Origin of the sequence: Methyloversatilis sp., assembly GCF_030698125.1 — a bacterium.
Classification (GTDB): Bacteria; Pseudomonadota; Gammaproteobacteria; order Burkholderiales; family Rhodocyclaceae; genus Methyloversatilis.
In genome coordinates this window covers 1-15565 of sequence record NZ_JAUYNV010000008.1, presented here as the reverse complement: position 1 = coordinate 15565, position 15565 = coordinate 1, and the positions used below count along the sequence as shown (strand labels likewise).

Sequence of the window (15565 nt, the reverse complement as noted above, 5' to 3'; positions counted from 1 at the left end):
TTCAGGAAAAGTGGTCGTAGCCGCGATGCGCGACCGGCAGTTCGCACCCCTGCGCGTCGATCAGGCTGACATCGCCGGCGCGGCCGACGCACATCGCACCGATGCGGGTCAGCGGCAGCGACAGGGATTCGGACAGCTGGCGCAATGCATCGTGCGCGCTGCGCGGCGCGCAGAACAGCACTTCGTAGTCGTCGCCGCCGGCCAGCAAGGCGCGGCGAACAGTTGCCTCATCCGCGCAGGCGGCGCGCAGCGATGGCCAGGGCAAGGCAGCGTCCTCGACCACGGCATGCAGGCCGCTGGCTGCGGCGATGTGACCCAGATCGGCCAGCAGGCCGTCGGAAACGTCGATGGCCGCGCTCGCAACGCCCTGCAGGGCGCGTCCGAGCGCCACCCGGGGCAGCGGCTTTTCCAGCGCAGCGATGCATTCGTCGCGACGTGCGTCCGTCAACCGCAGGCGGCCGAGCGCGTCGGCCAGCCCCAGCGCAGCCCGGCCCGGCTGGCCGGACACCCAGATATCGTCGCCGTCCTGCGCACCACTGCGGCGCAGCGCCTTGCCGGTCGCCACTTCGCCGAACGCCGTCACGCACAGCGTCAGCGGGCCGCGCGTCGTGTCACCGCCGATCAGGTCGACACCATATATATATGCACACTCGAAGAATCCGTCGGACAAGGCGGCCAGCCATGCGTCGTCGACCTCTGGCAGCGACAGGGCGAGCGTGACCCAGCGCGGGGTGGCTCCCATGGCGGCGAGGTCGGACAGGTTGACCGCCAGCGTCTTCCAGCCAAGTCGGCGCGGATCGGTATCCGGGAGGAAGTGGGTGCCGCAAACCAGCATGTCGCTGGTGACGGCCAGTTCGCAGCCGGGCGACGGCGCGACCAGCGCACAGTCGTCGCCCGGACCGAGCGCATCGCCACGCATCGGCCGGATGAAGTGGCGGCGGATCAGCTCGAATTCCGGGCTCACCGGACTCACTGGAACAGCGACTACCGACGTGGACGGTTGCGTGCCGCCTCGACTTCCACCGCGCGCAGTTGCGGCGCCAGCTTGTCGAGTACGCCATTGATGAACTTGTGGCCATCCGAGCCACCGAAATCCTTCGCCAGTTCGATCGCTTCGTTGATCACGACGCGGTACGGCGTGTCGATCTGGTGCGCCAGTTCGAAGGTCGCCACCAGCAGGATGGCGTGCTCGACCGGCGACAGCTCGCCGACCGGCCGGTCGAGGTGACTGCCGAACTGGACGCGCAGTGCGTCGGCCTTGTCGTGCGCGCCATTGAGCAGCGCGCGGAACAACTTGCGGTCGACCTTCGTGAAGCCTTCGTCATCGCTCAGGTGCGCGTCGATCGCCGGCAGGTCATTGCCGGACAGCAACCACTGGTAAATGCCCTGTACCGCGAATTCGCGTGCCAGACGGCGGCCCGATTTGCGCGGTGCGTCGGCGGTCTTGATGTCGACGGTGTCGGAGTTGTTGTCCATGGATCAGTCTGTCAGTGTGGCGATCAGGCGGGCCATTTCGACCGCGGCGCGGGCGCAGTCGGCGCCCTTTTCGTGCATGCGGGCAAGCGCCTGGTCATCGTCTTCGGTGGTCAGCACGCCGTTGGCAATCGGCACGCCGGTCTTGAGCTGCACGTCGGACACGCCGCGCGCCATTTCGTTGGACACGATTTCGAAGTGGTAGGTCTCGCCGCGGATGACTGCACCGAGCGCGACCAGCGCGTCGTACTTGCCGGACAGCGCAAGCCTTTGAAGTACCAGCGGAAGTTCCAGCGCACCGGGTACGCTCACGATCAGCGTGTCGGCCGGCGCCACGCCCAGCGTGCGCAATTCGGCGCAGCAGGCCGACAGCAGACCGCTGCCGATGTCCGGGTTGAAGCGGGCCATCGCAATGGCGACACGCAGGCCCTTGCCGTCGAGGTTTTCGGCGATTTCGGGGATGTCATTGAAGCGCGGCATGGAGGTTCTCGCTTGCTGAGTCAGTCGGTCAGGTAGCCGGCCAGTTCGAGGTCGAAGCCGGCCATGCTCGGAATCTTGCGCGGGTTGGCCAGCAGCCGCATCTTGCGCACGTTCAGCGCACGCAGTATCTGCGCGCCGACGCCGAAGGTGCGGGCGTCCCAGCGCACGGCGGGCGCAGCGCCCGGATCGTCGAGCAGTCGGCGCAGCTCGGCATCGGTTTCGGTCCGGCGCAACATCACGATGACGCCACGGCCGGCGTCGTTGATGATCTGCATCGAGCGGTCGATGCTGAAACTGTGGCGCGGGCTGTCGCCGTCGAGAAAATCGAGCACCGATATCGGTTCATGCACGCGCACCAGCGTTTCGACGTCGGGATCGATGTCGCCCTTGACCATGGCGAGATGGATTTCGCCGGTGGTCGTGTCTTCGAAGCCGTGCAGCATGAAGCCGCCATAGGCGCCATTGACCTCGCGCCGCGACACTTCGCGCACCAGCGCTTCGGTGGCTGCGCGCCATGCGATCAGGTCGCGGATGGCACCGATCTTCAGGCTGTGTTCCTGTGCGAAGGTGATCAGGTCGGGCAGACGCGCCATCGTGCCGTCGTCCTTCAGGATTTCGCAGATCACCGCCGCCGGCTCAAGCCCCGCGAGTTGGGCCAGATCGCAGCCGGCTTCAGTGTGGCCGGCGCGGATCAGCACGCCGCCCTTCTGTGCAGTCAGCGGAAAGATGTGGCCCGGCATCACGATGTCGTCGGGCTTCGCGTTGCGCGCCACGGCGACCTGGATGGTGCGCGCGCGGTCGTGCGCCGAAATGCCGGTGGTCACGCCGGTCGCCGCTTCGATCGACGCGGTGAAAGCGGTGCCGTGCGGCGTGCGGTTGTGGCGCACCATCTGTTCCAGCCCGAGCTGGCGGCAGCGCTCTTCGGTCAGCGTCAGGCAGACCAGGCCGCGGCAGTGCTTGACCATGAAATTGATCGCTTCCGGGGTGACGAATTCGGCCGCCAGCACCACATCGCCCTCGTTTTCGCGATCTTCCTCATCGACCAGGATGACCATGCGGCCGGCCTTGATGTCGGCGATGATGTCCTGCACCGGTGCCAGTGCGCTCATGCGTTGTCTCCTGCAGCCATCATGCGCTCCGCGTAGCGGGCGATCAGGTCGATTTCCAGATTGACGCGGCTGCCGGCGGCGAGCGCGCGCAAGGTCGTCACCGCGACGGTGTGCGGAATCAGATTGATCGAAAACTCGCAGCCCTCGTCGACATCGGTCACGCGATTGACCGTCAGGCTGACGCCCTGCACCGTGATTGAGCCCTTGCGCGCGATGTAGCGCGCCAGCGGCCGCGGCGCGACGATGACCAGTTCGTGCGATTCGCCGATCCGGGTGAAGCTGCGCACCACGCCCACGCCATCGACGTGACCGCTGACCAGGTGGCCGCCCAGCCGGTCCGACAGGCGCAGCGCCTTTTCAAGATTGACTTCGCCCGGCGCGTCCAGCCCGACCGTGCACGCCAGCGTTTCCTTCGACACGTCGAACAGCGCGAGCCGGCCGTCGATGGCAACCACGGTCAGGCAGACACCGTTGTTGGCGATGGAATCGCCGACGATGACGTCGTCGAGTCCGAGACCGTCGGTGTCCACGGTCAGACGGACGCCCTGCTCAAGCGGGGCGATATGGGTGATGCGGCCGGTGGCGGCCACGATGCCGGAAAACATGGGAGAGGGACGTGAGCTGCGAAAGAAAGCGGATTTTACGCGATCAACGCGAGCCGCTGGCGGCGATCGCGCGGCCCAGCGTCGACGAGAAGGGCCCGGCCGGCACGAAACCGACCACCCGCGTCCCGGCAATCTCCTGTCCCGACCGGTCAAAGAACAGGATGCCGGGCGGCCCGAACAGCCCGAATCGCTTCAGCAGCGCCTGGTGTTCGGCGGAATTGGCGGTCACGTCTGCCTTCAGCAGCGTCATGCCCGCCATCTGCGCCGCAACCTGCGGGTCGCTGAAGGTGAAACGTTCCATTTCCTTGCAGCTGACACACCAGTCGGCATAGAAATCGAGCATGACCGGTGCCGTGGCCGCAGCCAGACGGGCATCCAGTTCGGCCGCGCTGCCGACCGGCTGGAACGCGGGTGCCGCGGACGCCGCTGCAGCACCACCGCGCAGCACCGCCAGCGGCTGCAACACGTCGCGCGAACCCGCCGCCGCACCGATCAGCAGGCTGGCACCGGCCAGCAACGCGATCACACCAACGCCCTTCCACAGCTTGTGCCAGCCGCTGGCGTGCGCCGGCAGCGGGTCGAGTGCGTGCAGATAGATGCTCGATGCGATCAGCAGCGCCGCCCAGGCCAGCATGGTCACCAGCCCGGGCAATACCGGCGAGGCGATCCAGATGGCGGTGGCCAGCAGCAGCACGCCGAAGAAGCGTTTCACGCCTTCCATCCACGGTCCGGTGTGCGGCAGCAGCGAACGCGAAGCCACGCCGACCGCGATCAGCGGCACGCCCATGCCGAGCGCCATGGCGAACAGCGCCAGCCCTCCGAGCACGGCGTCGCCGCTCTGCGCGATGTACAGCAGTGCACCGGCCAGCGGTGCCGCCACGCAGGGGCCGACGATCAGCGCAGACGCCGCGCCCATGAGCAGCAGGCCGCCGATCGAGCCGCGCTGGTGGTTCGCCGTGTCGGACAGGCGCGACTGCAGCGCAGTCGGCAGTTGCAGCTCGTAGAAGCCGAACATCGACAGCGACAGCACGACGAACACCAGCGCAAAGCCGCCCAGCACCCAGGCGTTCTGCAGCGCAGCCGACAGCAGCGTGCCGGACAGACCCGCCGCCACGCCGGCCAGCGCATAGGTCACCGCCATGCCCAGCACGTAAGCTGCCGACAGCGCGAAAGCGCGGCTGCGCGAAATGTGCGCGCCATGGCCGACGATGATGCCGGACAGGATGGGCACCATGGGCAGCACGCAGGGCGTGAAGCTCAGCAGCAGCCCGAAACCGAGGAAGCTCACCGCGATCAGCCACAGATTGCCGCTGCGCATCAGGCCGGCGACCATCGACGACTCGTCGCCAGCCGGCGCGGCGGCTGGCTGAGCCTGCGACGCTGCGGGTGCCGCCGGTTCCGCAACCGGCGGCTCGCTGCGCCCGCCGAGCCCGCGCAGGCGGTCAAGCACCGAAGCGCCGGCCGCCTCGTCAAATCCGGCCACACTCACCCGCACCCCCGGGTTGGCCGGATCCAGCACCAGTGTCTGTTCGGACGGCGGATAGCAGATGCCGGCGTCGGCGCAGCCCTGCGAACGCACGGTCAGCATGATCGGCATGTCGGGCGTGGAGCCGAGCGGCAGCCGGATCGGCAGTACGCCGCGGTGCACCTCGACATCGCCGAAGATTTCGTCCTTCTTCATCTTGCCGGGCGGGATGTCGGCCGGGCCGAGCGCCGCCTGCTCGGCCGCGAAGCCGAACTTGTCGCGATACAGGTAGTAGCCGTCGGCGATGTCGAAGCGCACTTCGACCGTCGTCGCATCCACCACTGTTGCGGACAGCCGGAACGCCTGCTCGAGCGGCAGCAGCGCGGGCTCGGCCCGTACGAAAGCGCCGACCGACAAGGTCAGCGCGAAGCACAGCATGTGAAACAAGCGGGGCAGCATCGCGATCATCGGTGGCGCTTCACGGGCGGACGGAACATCGGTGGGAAAGTCATTTGTCAGGCGCTCGGGGCAGCGGGTCGGGTGCACTCACCGACCCAGGTCAGGTAGTCATCCAGCCCGCACTCGACCGGCACGGCAATGATTTCGGGCAGGTCATAAGGATGGGCGGCGCGCAATGCGGCTGCCAGCGCATCGTAGGCGAGTGCGCTCGTCTTGATGGTCAGCGGCACTTCCTGCGCGTCCTCGACCGCACCCTGCCAGCGATAGATGGACCGGACCGGCGCACCGATGCTGACACAGGCGGCCAGCCCGCGCTCCACCAGATCGCGCGCGATGCGCGTGGCCGCCGCTTCGTCGGGCAGCGTGGTCAGCACCAGCAGCATGCGTGCGTCGCTCATTGTCCGCCTGGCGCGGTGGCGCGCCACCAGCGTTCGATCAGCAGGCGCAGCACGTGCAGCCGGCCGTGGAAGAAGTGGTCCGCTTCGCCCAGCACGCTGACCGGCAGGTTCTGCGGCGCGGCCCAGGCCAGCACATGCGCCAGCGGCACGACCTGATCGCGCTCGCCGTGGATCACCAGCGCATCCTCGCGCACCGGACCCGGCGCGTAGTGGCGAATGCCTTCGACCGATCCGGCAGCCAGCCCGACCAGCACCATGCCGGCGACCGGCGCGCCGCGGGCGGCCAGCGCGTCGGCCACCCGGGTCGTCACGTAGGCGCCGAAGGAAAAGCCGGCAACGATGACCGGCAGATCGCCGAAACGCGCCCGCGCATGCTCGATCACCGCCAGCTGGTCGTCGGTTTCACCGCGACCTTCGTCGTGCGTGCCTTCGGTCCTGCCGACGCCGCGGAACTGCGCCCGCAGCGCGACGCAACCCAGTTCGCGCAGCGCGCGCGCCACTGTCAGCACCACCTTGTTGTCCATCGTGCCGCCGTACAGTGGGTGCGGATGACCGACCAGCGCGATGGCGCGCGGCGCGCCGTCCGGCAGTTCGGTCAGCGTTTCGATCGTGCCGACCGGGCCGGCGATCACGCCGCGTTCGGACTGTATGCGTGCGTTCATCACACTTTCAACCGCTCGACCACGCGGTCATTGACCAGATGTTCTTCGATGATTTCGTCGATGTCTTCCTGATCGACGTAGGTGTACCAGACCGCTTCCGGGTAGATCACCATGACCGGGCCTTCGCTGCAGCGGTCGAGACAGCCCGCCATGTTGACGCGCGCCTTGCCTTCGCCCGACAGGCCGAGCGCCTTGACGCGCTTCTTGGCGTAGTCGCGCAACCCGGCCGCGCCCAGGCTGTTGCAGCACTGCTCACCTTCGGACCGCTGGTTGCAGCAAAAAAACACATGGTGCTTGAAGTGGCTCATCGGCCGGTCTCCGGATGTGTAAGGAGTCGTGTGCGGAAGGTCGTCAGACCGTGATTATCGGTGATCGTGGGCGGCATGTCGGCTGCGTCCTTCACGCGCCTGCAGCGCCATCAGGTAAGGCAGGGCGAAATATGGCCACAGCGCCGACGCCAGTCGCGTCAGACCGCTGAAATTGAAAAAGTGGCCGGCGCGCCACGCATCCGACACCGCCGACGGATAAGGGTTGTACGGCGCGAGATTCACCAGCGCGACACCCGCCAGCAGCGCCAGCGCGGCCAGCGCGAAACGCAGCGTGGCCGGCAGCCACAGCACGATGCCCAAAGCCAGAGTGCCCGCCACCAGACCGGCCAGCGCTCCAGGCGTCGCCCACAGCCAGGCACCGCCGGCGGGCACCAGCACCGCCCCCGAACCCGCCTTGATCGCCAGCGCGACGACGAAGCCGCTGGCCAGCAGCCACAGGCTGCGCGCGCGCATGCTGTGCCAGCCGATCACGCCCACGCCGACCATGGCGCAGATACAGGCACCGATCTCGACCGCGCGGTAGCGGTGTGCGGTGAAATCGACCGGTGGCGGCAGGCCGAGCAGATCGCGCAGGTCACCCAGACCGAACAGCGGCGTGTCCGGATCGATCTGTGCCACCCACCACAGACACAGCAGCACCAGCGCAATGTCGCCGGTGTGGCCGCGCACGATGCGCCGCGTACGCCAGCGGGCAAGCGCACCGCCGTCATTGAGCGCGCCGCCCCAGCGCCAGCCGATCAGCGCGCCGATCGCCGCACCCACCATGTTGGACAGCACGTCCAGATTCGACGGCACACGACTCGGCAGGTAGTGCTGCAGCACTTCCAGACTGATCGACAGCCCGGTCGCCAGCACGATCGCCAACATCAGTGCGGGCGTGCGGCGCAGCCGGGGCGCCGCGGCCGGCACCAGCAGGAAACCGAGCGGCAGGTAACCCAGCGCGTTGGCGACGACGTCGAAGCGCGTCCAGTAGCGCGGCCAGGGCGCCGTCAGAAAATCCAGCAGCCGGTCGCCGGCATCGCGGAACTCGCCCAGCGGGTGCAGGCTGGCATAGGTGATCAGGAGCGCCCACGCGACCGCGAGGTGGCGCGCCAGCTGGGTGGTGTGCGGGCCGGAGCGGATCATGCCAGCAGCGCGGCCAGTGCCACGTAGCGCGCGCCCTTGCCCAGCCCCATCATCAGCGCGCTGCGCCAGGGCGGCAGGCGCAGCCAGCCGGCTGCGACGCACAGCGCATCGCCGACGAACGGCGTCCACGACAGCAGCAGCACCGGCGTGCCGTGCCGGCGCACGAATTCGAGTCGTTCCGGCAGCGCCCGGCCCGGAATCAACCGCCCCATCCAGTAGCTGGCCATGCCGCCGGCCGTATTGCCCAATGTGGCAAGCAGCACGGCTGCCTCGCGCTGTTCCGGATGCGCCGTGACGACGGCCATGAACATCGGCTCGGAGCCGACCGGCAGTATCGTCGCCGCGAGAAAGCTGGCGATGAACAGGCCACCCAGGCTGGCTTCGGCGCCGGGCATCCAGTCCATCATTGCCATTCGGTGCGCGTGCATGGCATTTGCCGGCAGAGCGCGCGCGCTGCTAGGCTTGCGCCCCTGTGCGCCGGCCATTCCCGCGACGGCGCGCGCAAGGCTGTATCCCCATCATGCACATCGACTACCTCGAAAAGATCCTGAACGCGCAAGTGTACGACGTGGCGATCGAAACGCCGCTCGACCTCGCCCCGAACCTGTCGCGGCGCATCGGCAACACGGTGCTGTTCAAGCGCGAAGACATGCAGCCGGTGTTCTCGTTCAAGCTGCGCGGCGCCTACAACAAGCTGGCCAACATGACGCCGGAGGCGCGCGCGCGCGGTGTCATCTGCGCCTCGGCCGGCAATCACGCCCAGGGCGTGGCACTGTCGGCGGCAAAGCTGGGCTGCCGGGCGGTCATCGTCATGCCGACGACTACGCCGCGCATCAAGGTCGATGCGGTCGCAGCGCGCGGCGGCGAGGTGGTGCTGGCGGGCGAATCCTACGACGAAGCCTACGCCCATGCGCGCACGCTCGAAGCGGAACAGGGCCTGACCTTCGTACACCCCTTCGACGATCCGGACGTGATCGCTGGTCAGGGCACGATAGGGGTGGAAATCCTGCGTCAGCACCCGAAGCCGATCGATGCCGTGTTCTGCTGCGTCGGCGGCGGCGGGCTGGTGGCGGGTGTCGCTGCATATATAAAGCGGCTGCGGCCGAACACCCGGATCATCGGCGTGGAGGCATCGGATGCCGATGCGATGGCGCAGTCGCTGGCGGCCGGCCGGCGCATCCAGCTCGACAGCGTCGGGCTGTTCGCCGACGGCGCGGCCGTCAAGCTGGTCGGCGAAGAAACCTTCCGGCTGGCGCAGCAATACGTCGATGAAATGGTGCTGGTCGATACCGACGCCATCTGCGCGGCGATCAAGGACGTGTTCGAAGACACGCGCTCGATCCTCGAACCGGCCGGCGCGCTCGCGGTGGCCGGTGCCAAGGCCTGGGCCGCCAAGAACAATGTGAAGGGCGCAACGCTGGTGGCGATCGCCTCCGGCGCCAACATGAATTTTGACCGCCTGCGTTTCGTCGCCGAGCGCGCCGAGATCGGCGAGTCGCGCGAAGCGGTGCTGGCGGTGACGCTGCCGGAGCGGCCGGGCGCCTACCGCGAGCTGGTGGCGCTGTTCGGCCGGCGCAACATCACCGAGCTGAACTATCGCTACAAGGACGCGAAAGAGGCGCACGCCTTCGTCGGTGTACAGGTGTCGGGGCGCGACGAGGCAGCCGAGCTGGTGCGCCACCTGGTGGCGAACGGGTATCCGGCGCTGGACCTGACCGATGACGAACTGGCCAAGCTGCACGTGCGCTACATGGTCGGCGGGCGCAGCCCGGAAGCGGGCCACGAGCAGGTGTACCGCTTCGAATTTCCGGAACGCCCGGGCGCGCTGATGAAATTCCTCGAAGCGATGAGCCGCGACTGGAACATCAGCCTGTTCCATTACCGCAATCACGGTGCCGACTACGGCCGCGTGCTGGTCGGCATGCAGGTGCCGGCGAGTGATCGGGCCGCGTTGCAGACCTTCCTCGACGCGCTCGGCTACGCCTACCGCGACGAAACCGACAACCCGGCCTACAAGCTGTTCCTCGGATGAAACCTTCGCTGTTCGCAAGGCTGCTGGCGCTGATGTGCGGCGCACTGACAAGCGCTGCCGCACTGGCCGGCCCGCTCGCCTACATCACGAACCAGGGCTCGCACGACGTCAGCGTGGTCGACCTCGACACGTCGCGCGTGATCGCCGCGCTGCCGGCCGGCAAGTCACCGGCCGGCGTGTGGGTCAGCGAAGCGGCGGGCAAGGCCTTCATCAGCAGCCCGGACAGTGCCAGCATCACCGTCATCGATCTGGCGACGCGCCAGGTCACCGGCAGCATCCCGGCCGGCAAGAGCCCGGTCGGCATCACGGTGACCCCGGATGGCCGCCGCCTGCTGGTGGCCGACTGGTTTTCGCACCGCGTGCTGGTGTTCGACGCTGGAACGCACGCCGCGCTGGGTGAAATCGCGGTCGGCAACGCGCCGGCCGGACTGGTCGCCTCGCCGGACAGCCGCACCGCCTGGGTGGCCAACCGCGACGACAATGCAGTCGGCGTGCTCGACCTCGCGCAGATGAAGCAGGTGTCGACGATTGCGGTCGGCAATCATCCGTTCGCACTGGAACTGTCGGCCGACGGGCGCACGCTGTACGCGCTGAACGTGTGGAGCAATGACGTGTCCGTGGTGGACATCGCGCAGCAGCGCAGCGTGGCGACGCTGCCGGTCGGCAAGGGGCCGTACGGCATCGCGTTTTCGGACGACGGCGCGCGCGCCTATGTGACCAATCAACAGGGCGACAGCGTGTCGGTCATCGACACCGCGCAACGTCAGGTCATCGCGACCTGGCCTTCGGTCGTTTATCCCGAGGGCGTCGCGGTGACCGGCAATACACTGCTGGTCGTCAGCTGGATGGACGATCTGGTCGGCGTGTTCGACGCGCAGACCGGTGCGGCGCGCGGCACCATCGATCTGGGCCGCAACCCGCGCGGCTTCGGCCGCTTCATTCACCGGTCGGCGCCAGCGCCTTGATCGCTGCGCCGCCTGCGGCTATCGTCGCGGCCTTTGCAACAACCGTTTTTGACAACCGAGGAGACACCATGCGCGCAGTTTCGGCGTTCATCATCATGCTGGCCGCATCCCTTGCCGCCACTTTCGCCCACGCTCACGGACCGACACGCCAGAAGGCGTTCGAATCGATCACGATCAAGGCCAGCCCGGAGGCCGTGTGGGACAAGGTCGGCGACTTCACGAAGTTGCATGGCTGGCATCCGGCCGTCGAAAGCAGCAGCGCCACCAATCGCAGCGAAGTGGGTTCGGTCCGCACACTCAATCTCAAGGGCGGCGGTCAAGTCATCGAAACACTGGAGTCCATCGACCCGGCCGCGAAGAAGTTTTCCTACCGCGCCAAGGATGGCGGTGCGCTGCCGGTCACCAACTACAGCTCCAACATGACGGTGAAGGCCGGCGAAGGCGGCACCACGGTGGTGGAATGGCGCGGCGCCTTCTACCGCAAGTACATGAACAACGACCCGCCGAAGGGCGAGGACGACGATGCTGCGCTGAGCGCCATCACCGGTGTCTACAAGAGCGGTCTGGAAAACCTGAAGGCCGTACTGGAAAAGTAGTCGGCCCGGGTGACACGAAAGCCGGCGCCTGCGATTAATCTTGCTGTCTCATGAATCGGCCTGCTTCCGCACCATGGGCGGCGGGGCAGGCGTTGAATCAGCGCTTCGGTCGAGAGCAATCGCGGTGTACGTATTGAGCGAGGCAGGTGTCGCTGCGCCCGCGCAGGCAGTAGTTCTGGGCAAGGCAAGTTGCCTGCACAGGCGGGGAGACAGTGAAGTTTTTTTGCCGTAGACGATGCGTCCGGTGCCAACCGCTGGCCCGTGTCTCTCCATTATTCAGGGTAGCCGGGTTGCTGGCCACGCCAGCAACGGTGTAGCCGCCCCCGGACCCTTGCGTGATGACCACGCCCGGCTCGCGCGCCAGATTCACCGACGGTTCGGGCTCGCCGAACGTCGCCACCACCGACCCCGCACTGTCCTGAACGTAGTGCGCCACCAGCGCCTGCGGCGAGCCCACATAGCCCGTCAGGCGCATCAAGCAGATAAATGGGTCGCGCCCCCACCTTCGAGCTTTGTGGTGCGGTTACCGACTCAGAGAAGTGTTTCTATGTCCCCAATGCCGTTTACCTGTCCGCTCAAGATGCACAGCGTCAGCGAGATGTGCAGAAGTCTTGTGGCCACCGTCATGACCCGCACCATGCCCCTGCCGTATGACAGGAAGTCATCCAGACGCGACAGCCGAATGGCATTCTCAAGGAAACCGTGAGGACTTGCCATGTGCCTGCTGCTCCTGCTGATCGCCCTGTTCGGACGGCACGTCCGGCCGGCAACCGCGCCTCGGACCCTGCGCCGACGAAATAACCCGGTCGTTCGCCATCGTGCAAAACCGCCGTGGGTAAAAGTCGAACTCGTCCTGCTCAAGGCCCGCATGTCCAGGGCCGGCTGTCGCACGCTGGCCGACCTCTTCAATCGCCGGCACGCGCCGGACATGACGGTAAGCAAGTCATATGTGGCGGACGTACTGAAACGCCATGCGCGCGAAATACGCATCGAGCGTCGCCGGATGCGCCGGCAGCGGCCCGGCGCCTCACCGCGCAACCACGTCTGGGCGCTGGACCTCACCGGCAAGACCGACCAACACGGCCGGCTGCACATGATCCTCGGCATCATCGACCACGGCTCTCGGCTCGCGCTCGAACTGGCGCGAATCGCCGACAAGCGCTCGCTCACCGTGCTCGGCCATCTCGTGCGCTGCGTGCTCAAACACGGCCGGCCCCGTTTCCTGCGCACCGACAACGAAGCGATCTTCACCTCCTTCGCCTTCCGCGCCGGGCTGGCCCTGCTGGGCATCCGCCACCAGCGCACCGAACTTCACTGTCCATGGCAGAACGGACGCATCGAGCGGCTCTTCGGCACACTGAAGGCACCGCTGGACCAGCGGCAGGTCGAGGACGCAGCGCAGCTGGACAACGACCTGAAGGCATTCCGCCTCTGGTACAACCACGTCCGGCCTCACCAGAACCTCGACGGGCGAACGCCCCGCGAAGTCTGGCGCGGCATCGATCCGCTGGCTCGTCGCCTGAAAATCCGCCGATGGTTCAGCGCCTGGGACGGGCTGCTGCAGGGGGAGCGCTATCTGTTGTAAGGCGCAACGGAACCGGAGCGGACCCGATGGACAAGCGACTGTCCAGGGACCGCCTCGCCTGCCGGCAGGCGAAGGAGAAGTTGGCAGGAAAAACCGGGCAGAAAGGAGACAGATCAAAACAGCGATGTGAAGCAGACCTTGCCGATTCGTGGCAGATGGATTCCAGCTCCATGAATCCGCCGTGGTTTCCCTGTCATGGGGAAGTCACAATCGGCTTTTGGACGGTTGGACGGGACAGCGTCGTGCTGCCTTGATAGGTCGTCTTGGTGAGGAGATTGCCCGCCGCGTCGTAGCTGAAGGCGAGGCTGCGGCCGCGGCTGTCGAGCTTTTCTGTCAGGCGGTTCAGGGCATCGTATTCAAAAGTGTAGGCCAGCGTGCCGTTGGCGGCACTGGCCAGCTTGCCCGCCGCGTCGTAGGCGAAGGTTTCCGAACTGCCGTCCTTCAGGTAGTCGATGCGCGTCGGGCGGTTGAGCAGGTCGAACGTGGCATGCGTGACTTCGTTCAGCCGGTTGGTCACCTGCCACGCGTTACCCGCCTGGTCGCGACGGGACACCGCTCCATCGTATGGGTAGTCCACCTGCGTGTAATCCGGATTACGCTGCACAAATCAGTTATTTTCCGGCAACCGGAAACCCTTGAACCAGCACTACGCCCAGACAAGCGATACTGAGCAACAGACCGATCACGGCGGGCGCTGCGCACACAACGTAGAAATACCGACGGTAGCCTTTGGGAACGTAGTAGCCATGCATAACCGCCGCTAGGAAGACCAATCCGGGTCCCCACGCTATGGACGCCAAGACCGTTTCTTTACTGAAATGTACCAGCCATACTCCAGAGAGGAATGTGAGGATCGCCATCATCATCGGAACCAAAAGCCATGTCATCGCAACATGCCCAATACGATTCACGCAAGTTTGCAGCGTCGTGTTGTCGATCAGCTGATAGTTCGTGATGCGCTTCCACCCGCTCATGACTGATTACTTCCGGTAGACCGATTGCATCTGGTTGGTGTTGGACTTGTTCGGATAAAGCAGGAAGCCGCCCGCCGCGCCGCTGCATGTCGTGCAGGCCGTGCCAGCGACCCAGTCAAGCCCGTTGGATACGCCGCTCGCAAAGGTGCCCAAGACGTTGGCGGCAGTACCCAATGATGTTCCGGGTGCAGCCACCGTCAAGAACTGCAAATTTTCAATGCTCTTGCTTGCAGCACCCCAGTTGGAAATCTCCATCGAATTTTGCCGCACAAAGGTGCCGACACTGTTGTAGTAACCTCCGACCGGAACTTTGAGAGCCGCCAGATCAGTTACCAGATCAATGGCGTCTGCCGCCGCAATAGCGGCTTGGTTGCCCGGTGCGTAACCTTCCGCGATCAATCTGGGTAAGGACGTCGGCATGGACGCCGGCTTGTTGTTCCAAGCATCCATGAAATTTGTCGCGTTGAGGGCAACGCCGCCTACGCCTTTGCCAACGAGCGTGCTACCAAGCGCGATCCCTCCGTACCCGATTACTTGGTTGACGCCGGTGGGAACCGCCGCAACCGCTGACCCTCCGCCGATTAGCGCTCCACCGGCGACGGTAGTGGCCGTATTGGCGACAACTCCGACAGCAGATTTACCCGCCTCGAACCAGCCAGCGAGACTATCGGGCATCAACCCACTCGGATCGTTCGCATTGACCGGATTATTCCCCACGTACGCATAGAAGTTAGGCCCGGCTCCGAATCTCAACGGATCTTCCGACACGAAGATTGCGCTCTTCGGATCGTAATACCTTGCTCGGTAGAAGTAGAGTCCTGACGGCTCCTCCTCCCGCCCTGTGTATTTCAGCCTCGATATAGTCGTCCCGGTTGCCGCCTGATTTTCCCCGAAGGCGAAATAGCTTAGGGCAGCCTGCGTTCCCCCGTTCGGCTTCGTCTCCGCCGCGACACTCATCACCTGATCGTGCTGAAAGAAGAACGGCGTCAGCTTCCCAGTTTGTGTCGTGTAGCCCGCCACCAGCTCATCGACCGTGCTGCCCCGGAAGTATTTTTCGGTCAGGGTGCCCAACTGCTCCACCGACTCCAGATGTTCGCCTTCCAGGTAGTAGTCCAGTGTGCCCAGTGAACCGCCTGACCTTCTGATGCGATGGTTCATCGGGTCGTAGGCGTAGGTCTCGCCGTTCAGGCTCTTCAGTCGGCTCTTCGCGTCCCAGGTCAGCGTTCTGGCGTTGCTCCCGGTCTGCCCGGTCATGCGGCCTTCGTGGTCGAACGCGAAGCTGCTGTCGATGGCGCCTGTGGCGCTGCC

20 protein-coding genes are annotated in these 15565 nt (G+C 66.0%); 4 read left to right on the top strand and 16 right to left on the bottom strand.

The window, feature by feature from the left end:
• Window position 1: 1 nt before the first annotated feature.
• Genes thiL through Q8Q80_RS03885 form a run of 11 tightly spaced genes read right to left on the bottom strand, consistent with a single transcriptional unit; the run spans window position 2 to window position 8509 of the window.
• The gene (gene thiL / locus Q8Q80_RS03935) at window positions 2–964 is read right to left on the bottom strand and encodes a thiamine-phosphate kinase (protein ID WP_305631784.1); all 963 of its coding nucleotides are present in this window, start codon (window positions 962–964) and stop codon (window positions 2–4) included.
• A gap of 20 nt (window positions 965–984) precedes the next feature.
• The gene (gene nusB / locus Q8Q80_RS03930) at window positions 985–1476 is read right to left on the bottom strand and encodes a transcription antitermination factor NusB (protein ID WP_305631677.1); all 492 of its coding nucleotides are present in this window, start codon (window positions 1474–1476) and stop codon (window positions 985–987) included.
• Window positions 1477–1479: 3 nt separating this feature from the next.
• On the bottom strand, window positions 1480–1953 hold the full coding sequence (gene ribH / locus Q8Q80_RS03925; protein ID WP_069038672.1) for a 6,7-dimethyl-8-ribityllumazine synthase: 474 nt from the start codon (window positions 1951–1953) through the stop codon (window positions 1480–1482).
• A 20-nt stretch (window positions 1954–1973) separates the two neighbouring features.
• A complete protein-coding gene (gene ribBA / locus Q8Q80_RS03920; RefSeq protein ID WP_305631676.1) occupies window positions 1974–3062 on the bottom strand; it encodes a bifunctional 3,4-dihydroxy-2-butanone-4-phosphate synthase/GTP cyclohydrolase II in 1089 nt (362 codons plus the stop codon).
• Window positions 3059–3667 (bottom strand): riboflavin synthase, encoded by a 609-nt coding sequence (locus Q8Q80_RS03915; protein WP_305631675.1) that lies wholly within the window; start codon window positions 3665–3667, stop codon window positions 3059–3061. The genes ribBA and Q8Q80_RS03915 overlap by 4 nt, the downstream gene beginning before the upstream one ends.
• Window positions 3668–3710: 43 nt before the next feature.
• Window positions 3711–5591 (bottom strand): protein-disulfide reductase DsbD, encoded by a 1881-nt coding sequence (dsbD, locus tag Q8Q80_RS03910; protein ID WP_305631674.1) that lies wholly within the window; start codon window positions 5589–5591, stop codon window positions 3711–3713.
• A gap of 56 nt (window positions 5592–5647) precedes the next feature.
• Window positions 5648–5989: a divalent-cation tolerance protein CutA gene (cutA, locus tag Q8Q80_RS03905; RefSeq protein WP_305631673.1), complete on the bottom strand. Its 342-nt coding sequence runs from the start codon at window positions 5987–5989 to the stop codon at window positions 5648–5650.
• The gene (locus tag Q8Q80_RS03900; protein ID WP_305631672.1) at window positions 5986–6651 is read right to left on the bottom strand and encodes an alpha/beta hydrolase; all 666 of its coding nucleotides are present in this window, start codon (window positions 6649–6651) and stop codon (window positions 5986–5988) included. The genes cutA and Q8Q80_RS03900 overlap by 4 nt, the downstream gene beginning before the upstream one ends.
• Window positions 6651–6959: a ferredoxin gene (locus tag Q8Q80_RS03895; RefSeq protein WP_257078960.1), complete on the bottom strand. Its 309-nt coding sequence runs from the start codon at window positions 6957–6959 to the stop codon at window positions 6651–6653. The genes Q8Q80_RS03900 and Q8Q80_RS03895 overlap by 1 nt, the downstream gene beginning before the upstream one ends.
• A 54-nt stretch (window positions 6960–7013) precedes the next feature.
• Window positions 7014–8105, bottom strand: coding sequence for a VanZ family protein (locus Q8Q80_RS03890; RefSeq protein WP_305631671.1), 1092 nt, complete (start codon window positions 8103–8105; stop codon window positions 7014–7016).
• On the bottom strand, window positions 8102–8509 hold the full coding sequence (locus Q8Q80_RS03885) for a YqaA family protein (RefSeq protein WP_305631783.1): 408 nt from the start codon (window positions 8507–8509) through the stop codon (window positions 8102–8104). Before Q8Q80_RS03885 ends, Q8Q80_RS03890 begins: the two co-directional genes overlap by 4 nt.
• A 116-nt stretch (window positions 8510–8625) precedes the next feature.
• Between Q8Q80_RS03885 and ilvA the strand changes: the two genes are divergently transcribed.
• From ilvA to Q8Q80_RS03870, 3 genes are all read left to right on the top strand, one after another.
• Window positions 8626–10137 (top strand): threonine ammonia-lyase, biosynthetic, encoded by a 1512-nt coding sequence (gene ilvA / locus Q8Q80_RS03880; protein ID WP_305631670.1) that lies wholly within the window; start codon window positions 8626–8628, stop codon window positions 10135–10137.
• On the top strand, window positions 10134–11102 hold the full coding sequence (locus tag Q8Q80_RS03875; RefSeq protein WP_305631669.1) for a beta-propeller fold lactonase family protein: 969 nt from the start codon (window positions 10134–10136) through the stop codon (window positions 11100–11102). The genes ilvA and Q8Q80_RS03875 overlap by 4 nt, the downstream gene beginning before the upstream one ends.
• 68 nt (window positions 11103–11170) lie before the next feature.
• Window positions 11171–11698, top strand: coding sequence for an SRPBCC family protein (locus Q8Q80_RS03870; protein ID WP_305631668.1), 528 nt, complete (start codon window positions 11171–11173; stop codon window positions 11696–11698).
• A gap of 97 nt (window positions 11699–11795) precedes the next feature.
• Here the strand turns inward: Q8Q80_RS03870 and Q8Q80_RS03865 are convergent, their stop codons facing one another.
• Window positions 11796–12173: a hypothetical protein gene (locus Q8Q80_RS03865; RefSeq protein ID WP_305631667.1), complete on the bottom strand. Its 378-nt coding sequence runs from the start codon at window positions 12171–12173 to the stop codon at window positions 11796–11798.
• Between the two features lie 56 nt (window positions 12174–12229).
• Complete coding sequence (locus Q8Q80_RS03860; protein WP_305631666.1) at window positions 12230–12415, bottom strand: hypothetical protein; 186 nt, start codon at window positions 12413–12415, stop codon at window positions 12230–12232.
• Between Q8Q80_RS03860 and Q8Q80_RS03855 the strand changes: the two genes are divergently transcribed.
• Complete coding sequence (locus Q8Q80_RS03855; RefSeq protein WP_305631665.1) at window positions 12414–13283, top strand: integrase core domain-containing protein; 870 nt, start codon at window positions 12414–12416, stop codon at window positions 13281–13283. The genes Q8Q80_RS03860 and Q8Q80_RS03855 overlap by 2 nt on opposite strands.
• A 193-nt stretch (window positions 13284–13476) precedes the next feature.
• On the opposite strand, the gene Q8Q80_RS03850 is transcribed toward Q8Q80_RS03855, so the two are convergent.
• The 3 genes from Q8Q80_RS03850 to Q8Q80_RS03840 all read right to left on the bottom strand — a co-directional run.
• Entirely contained in the window at window positions 13477–13887 is a 411-nt protein-coding gene (locus tag Q8Q80_RS03850) for an RHS repeat protein (RefSeq protein ID WP_305631664.1), read from the bottom strand.
• A gap of 7 nt (window positions 13888–13894) precedes the next feature.
• Window positions 13895–14257 (bottom strand): hypothetical protein, encoded by a 363-nt coding sequence (locus Q8Q80_RS03845; protein WP_305631663.1) that lies wholly within the window; start codon window positions 14255–14257, stop codon window positions 13895–13897.
• A 6-nt stretch (window positions 14258–14263) separates the two neighbouring features.
• Window positions 14264–15565, bottom strand: a 1302-nt coding sequence (locus Q8Q80_RS03840; protein ID WP_305631662.1) for an RHS repeat-associated core domain-containing protein, incomplete at its 5' end; no start/stop codon positions are given.

Excerpts from the sequence above, each read along its gene's own strand:
- Q8Q80_RS03895 (WP_257078960.1), bottom strand. The coding sequence starts at position 6,959 with ATGAGCCACTTCAAGCACCATGTGTTTTTTTGCTGCAACCAGCGGTCC.
- ilvA (WP_305631670.1), top strand. The coding sequence starts at position 8,626 with ATGCACATCGACTACCTCGAAAAGATCCTGAACGCGCAAGTGTACGAC.
- Q8Q80_RS03915 (WP_305631675.1), bottom strand. The coding sequence starts at position 3,667 with ATGTTTTCCGGCATCGTGGCCGCCACCGGCCGCATCACCCATATCGCC.
- Q8Q80_RS03890 (WP_305631671.1), bottom strand. The coding sequence starts at position 8,105 with ATGATCCGCTCCGGCCCGCACACCACCCAGCTGGCGCGCCACCTCGCG.
- Q8Q80_RS03865 (WP_305631667.1), bottom strand. The coding sequence starts at position 12,173 with ATGCGCCTGACGGGCTATGTGGGCTCGCCGCAGGCGCTGGTGGCGCAC.
- ribBA (WP_305631676.1), bottom strand. The coding sequence starts at position 3,062 with ATGAGCGCACTGGCACCGGTGCAGGACATCATCGCCGACATCAAGGCC.
- Q8Q80_RS03845 (WP_305631663.1), bottom strand. The coding sequence starts at position 14,257 with ATGAGCGGGTGGAAGCGCATCACGAACTATCAGCTGATCGACAACACG.
- cutA (WP_305631673.1), bottom strand. The coding sequence starts at position 5,989 with ATGAGCGACGCACGCATGCTGCTGGTGCTGACCACGCTGCCCGACGAA.
- Q8Q80_RS03870 (WP_305631668.1), top strand. The coding sequence starts at position 11,171 with ATGCGCGCAGTTTCGGCGTTCATCATCATGCTGGCCGCATCCCTTGCC.
- Q8Q80_RS03875 (WP_305631669.1), top strand. The coding sequence starts at position 10,134 with ATGAAACCTTCGCTGTTCGCAAGGCTGCTGGCGCTGATGTGCGGCGCA.
- nusB (WP_305631677.1), bottom strand. The coding sequence starts at position 1,476 with ATGGACAACAACTCCGACACCGTCGACATCAAGACCGCCGACGCACCG.
- Q8Q80_RS03900 (WP_305631672.1), bottom strand. The coding sequence starts at position 6,651 with ATGAACGCACGCATACAGTCCGAACGCGGCGTGATCGCCGGCCCGGTC.
- Q8Q80_RS03860 (WP_305631666.1), bottom strand. The coding sequence starts at position 12,415 with ATGGCAAGTCCTCACGGTTTCCTTGAGAATGCCATTCGGCTGTCGCGT.
- dsbD (WP_305631674.1), bottom strand. The coding sequence starts at position 5,591 with ATGCTGCCCCGCTTGTTTCACATGCTGTGCTTCGCGCTGACCTTGTCG.
- Q8Q80_RS03855 (WP_305631665.1), top strand. The coding sequence starts at position 12,414 with ATGTGCCTGCTGCTCCTGCTGATCGCCCTGTTCGGACGGCACGTCCGG.
- ribH (WP_069038672.1), bottom strand. The coding sequence starts at position 1,953 with ATGCCGCGCTTCAATGACATCCCCGAAATCGCCGAAAACCTCGACGGC.
- Q8Q80_RS03885 (WP_305631783.1), bottom strand. The coding sequence starts at position 8,509 with ATGGACTGGATGCCCGGCGCCGAAGCCAGCCTGGGTGGCCTGTTCATC.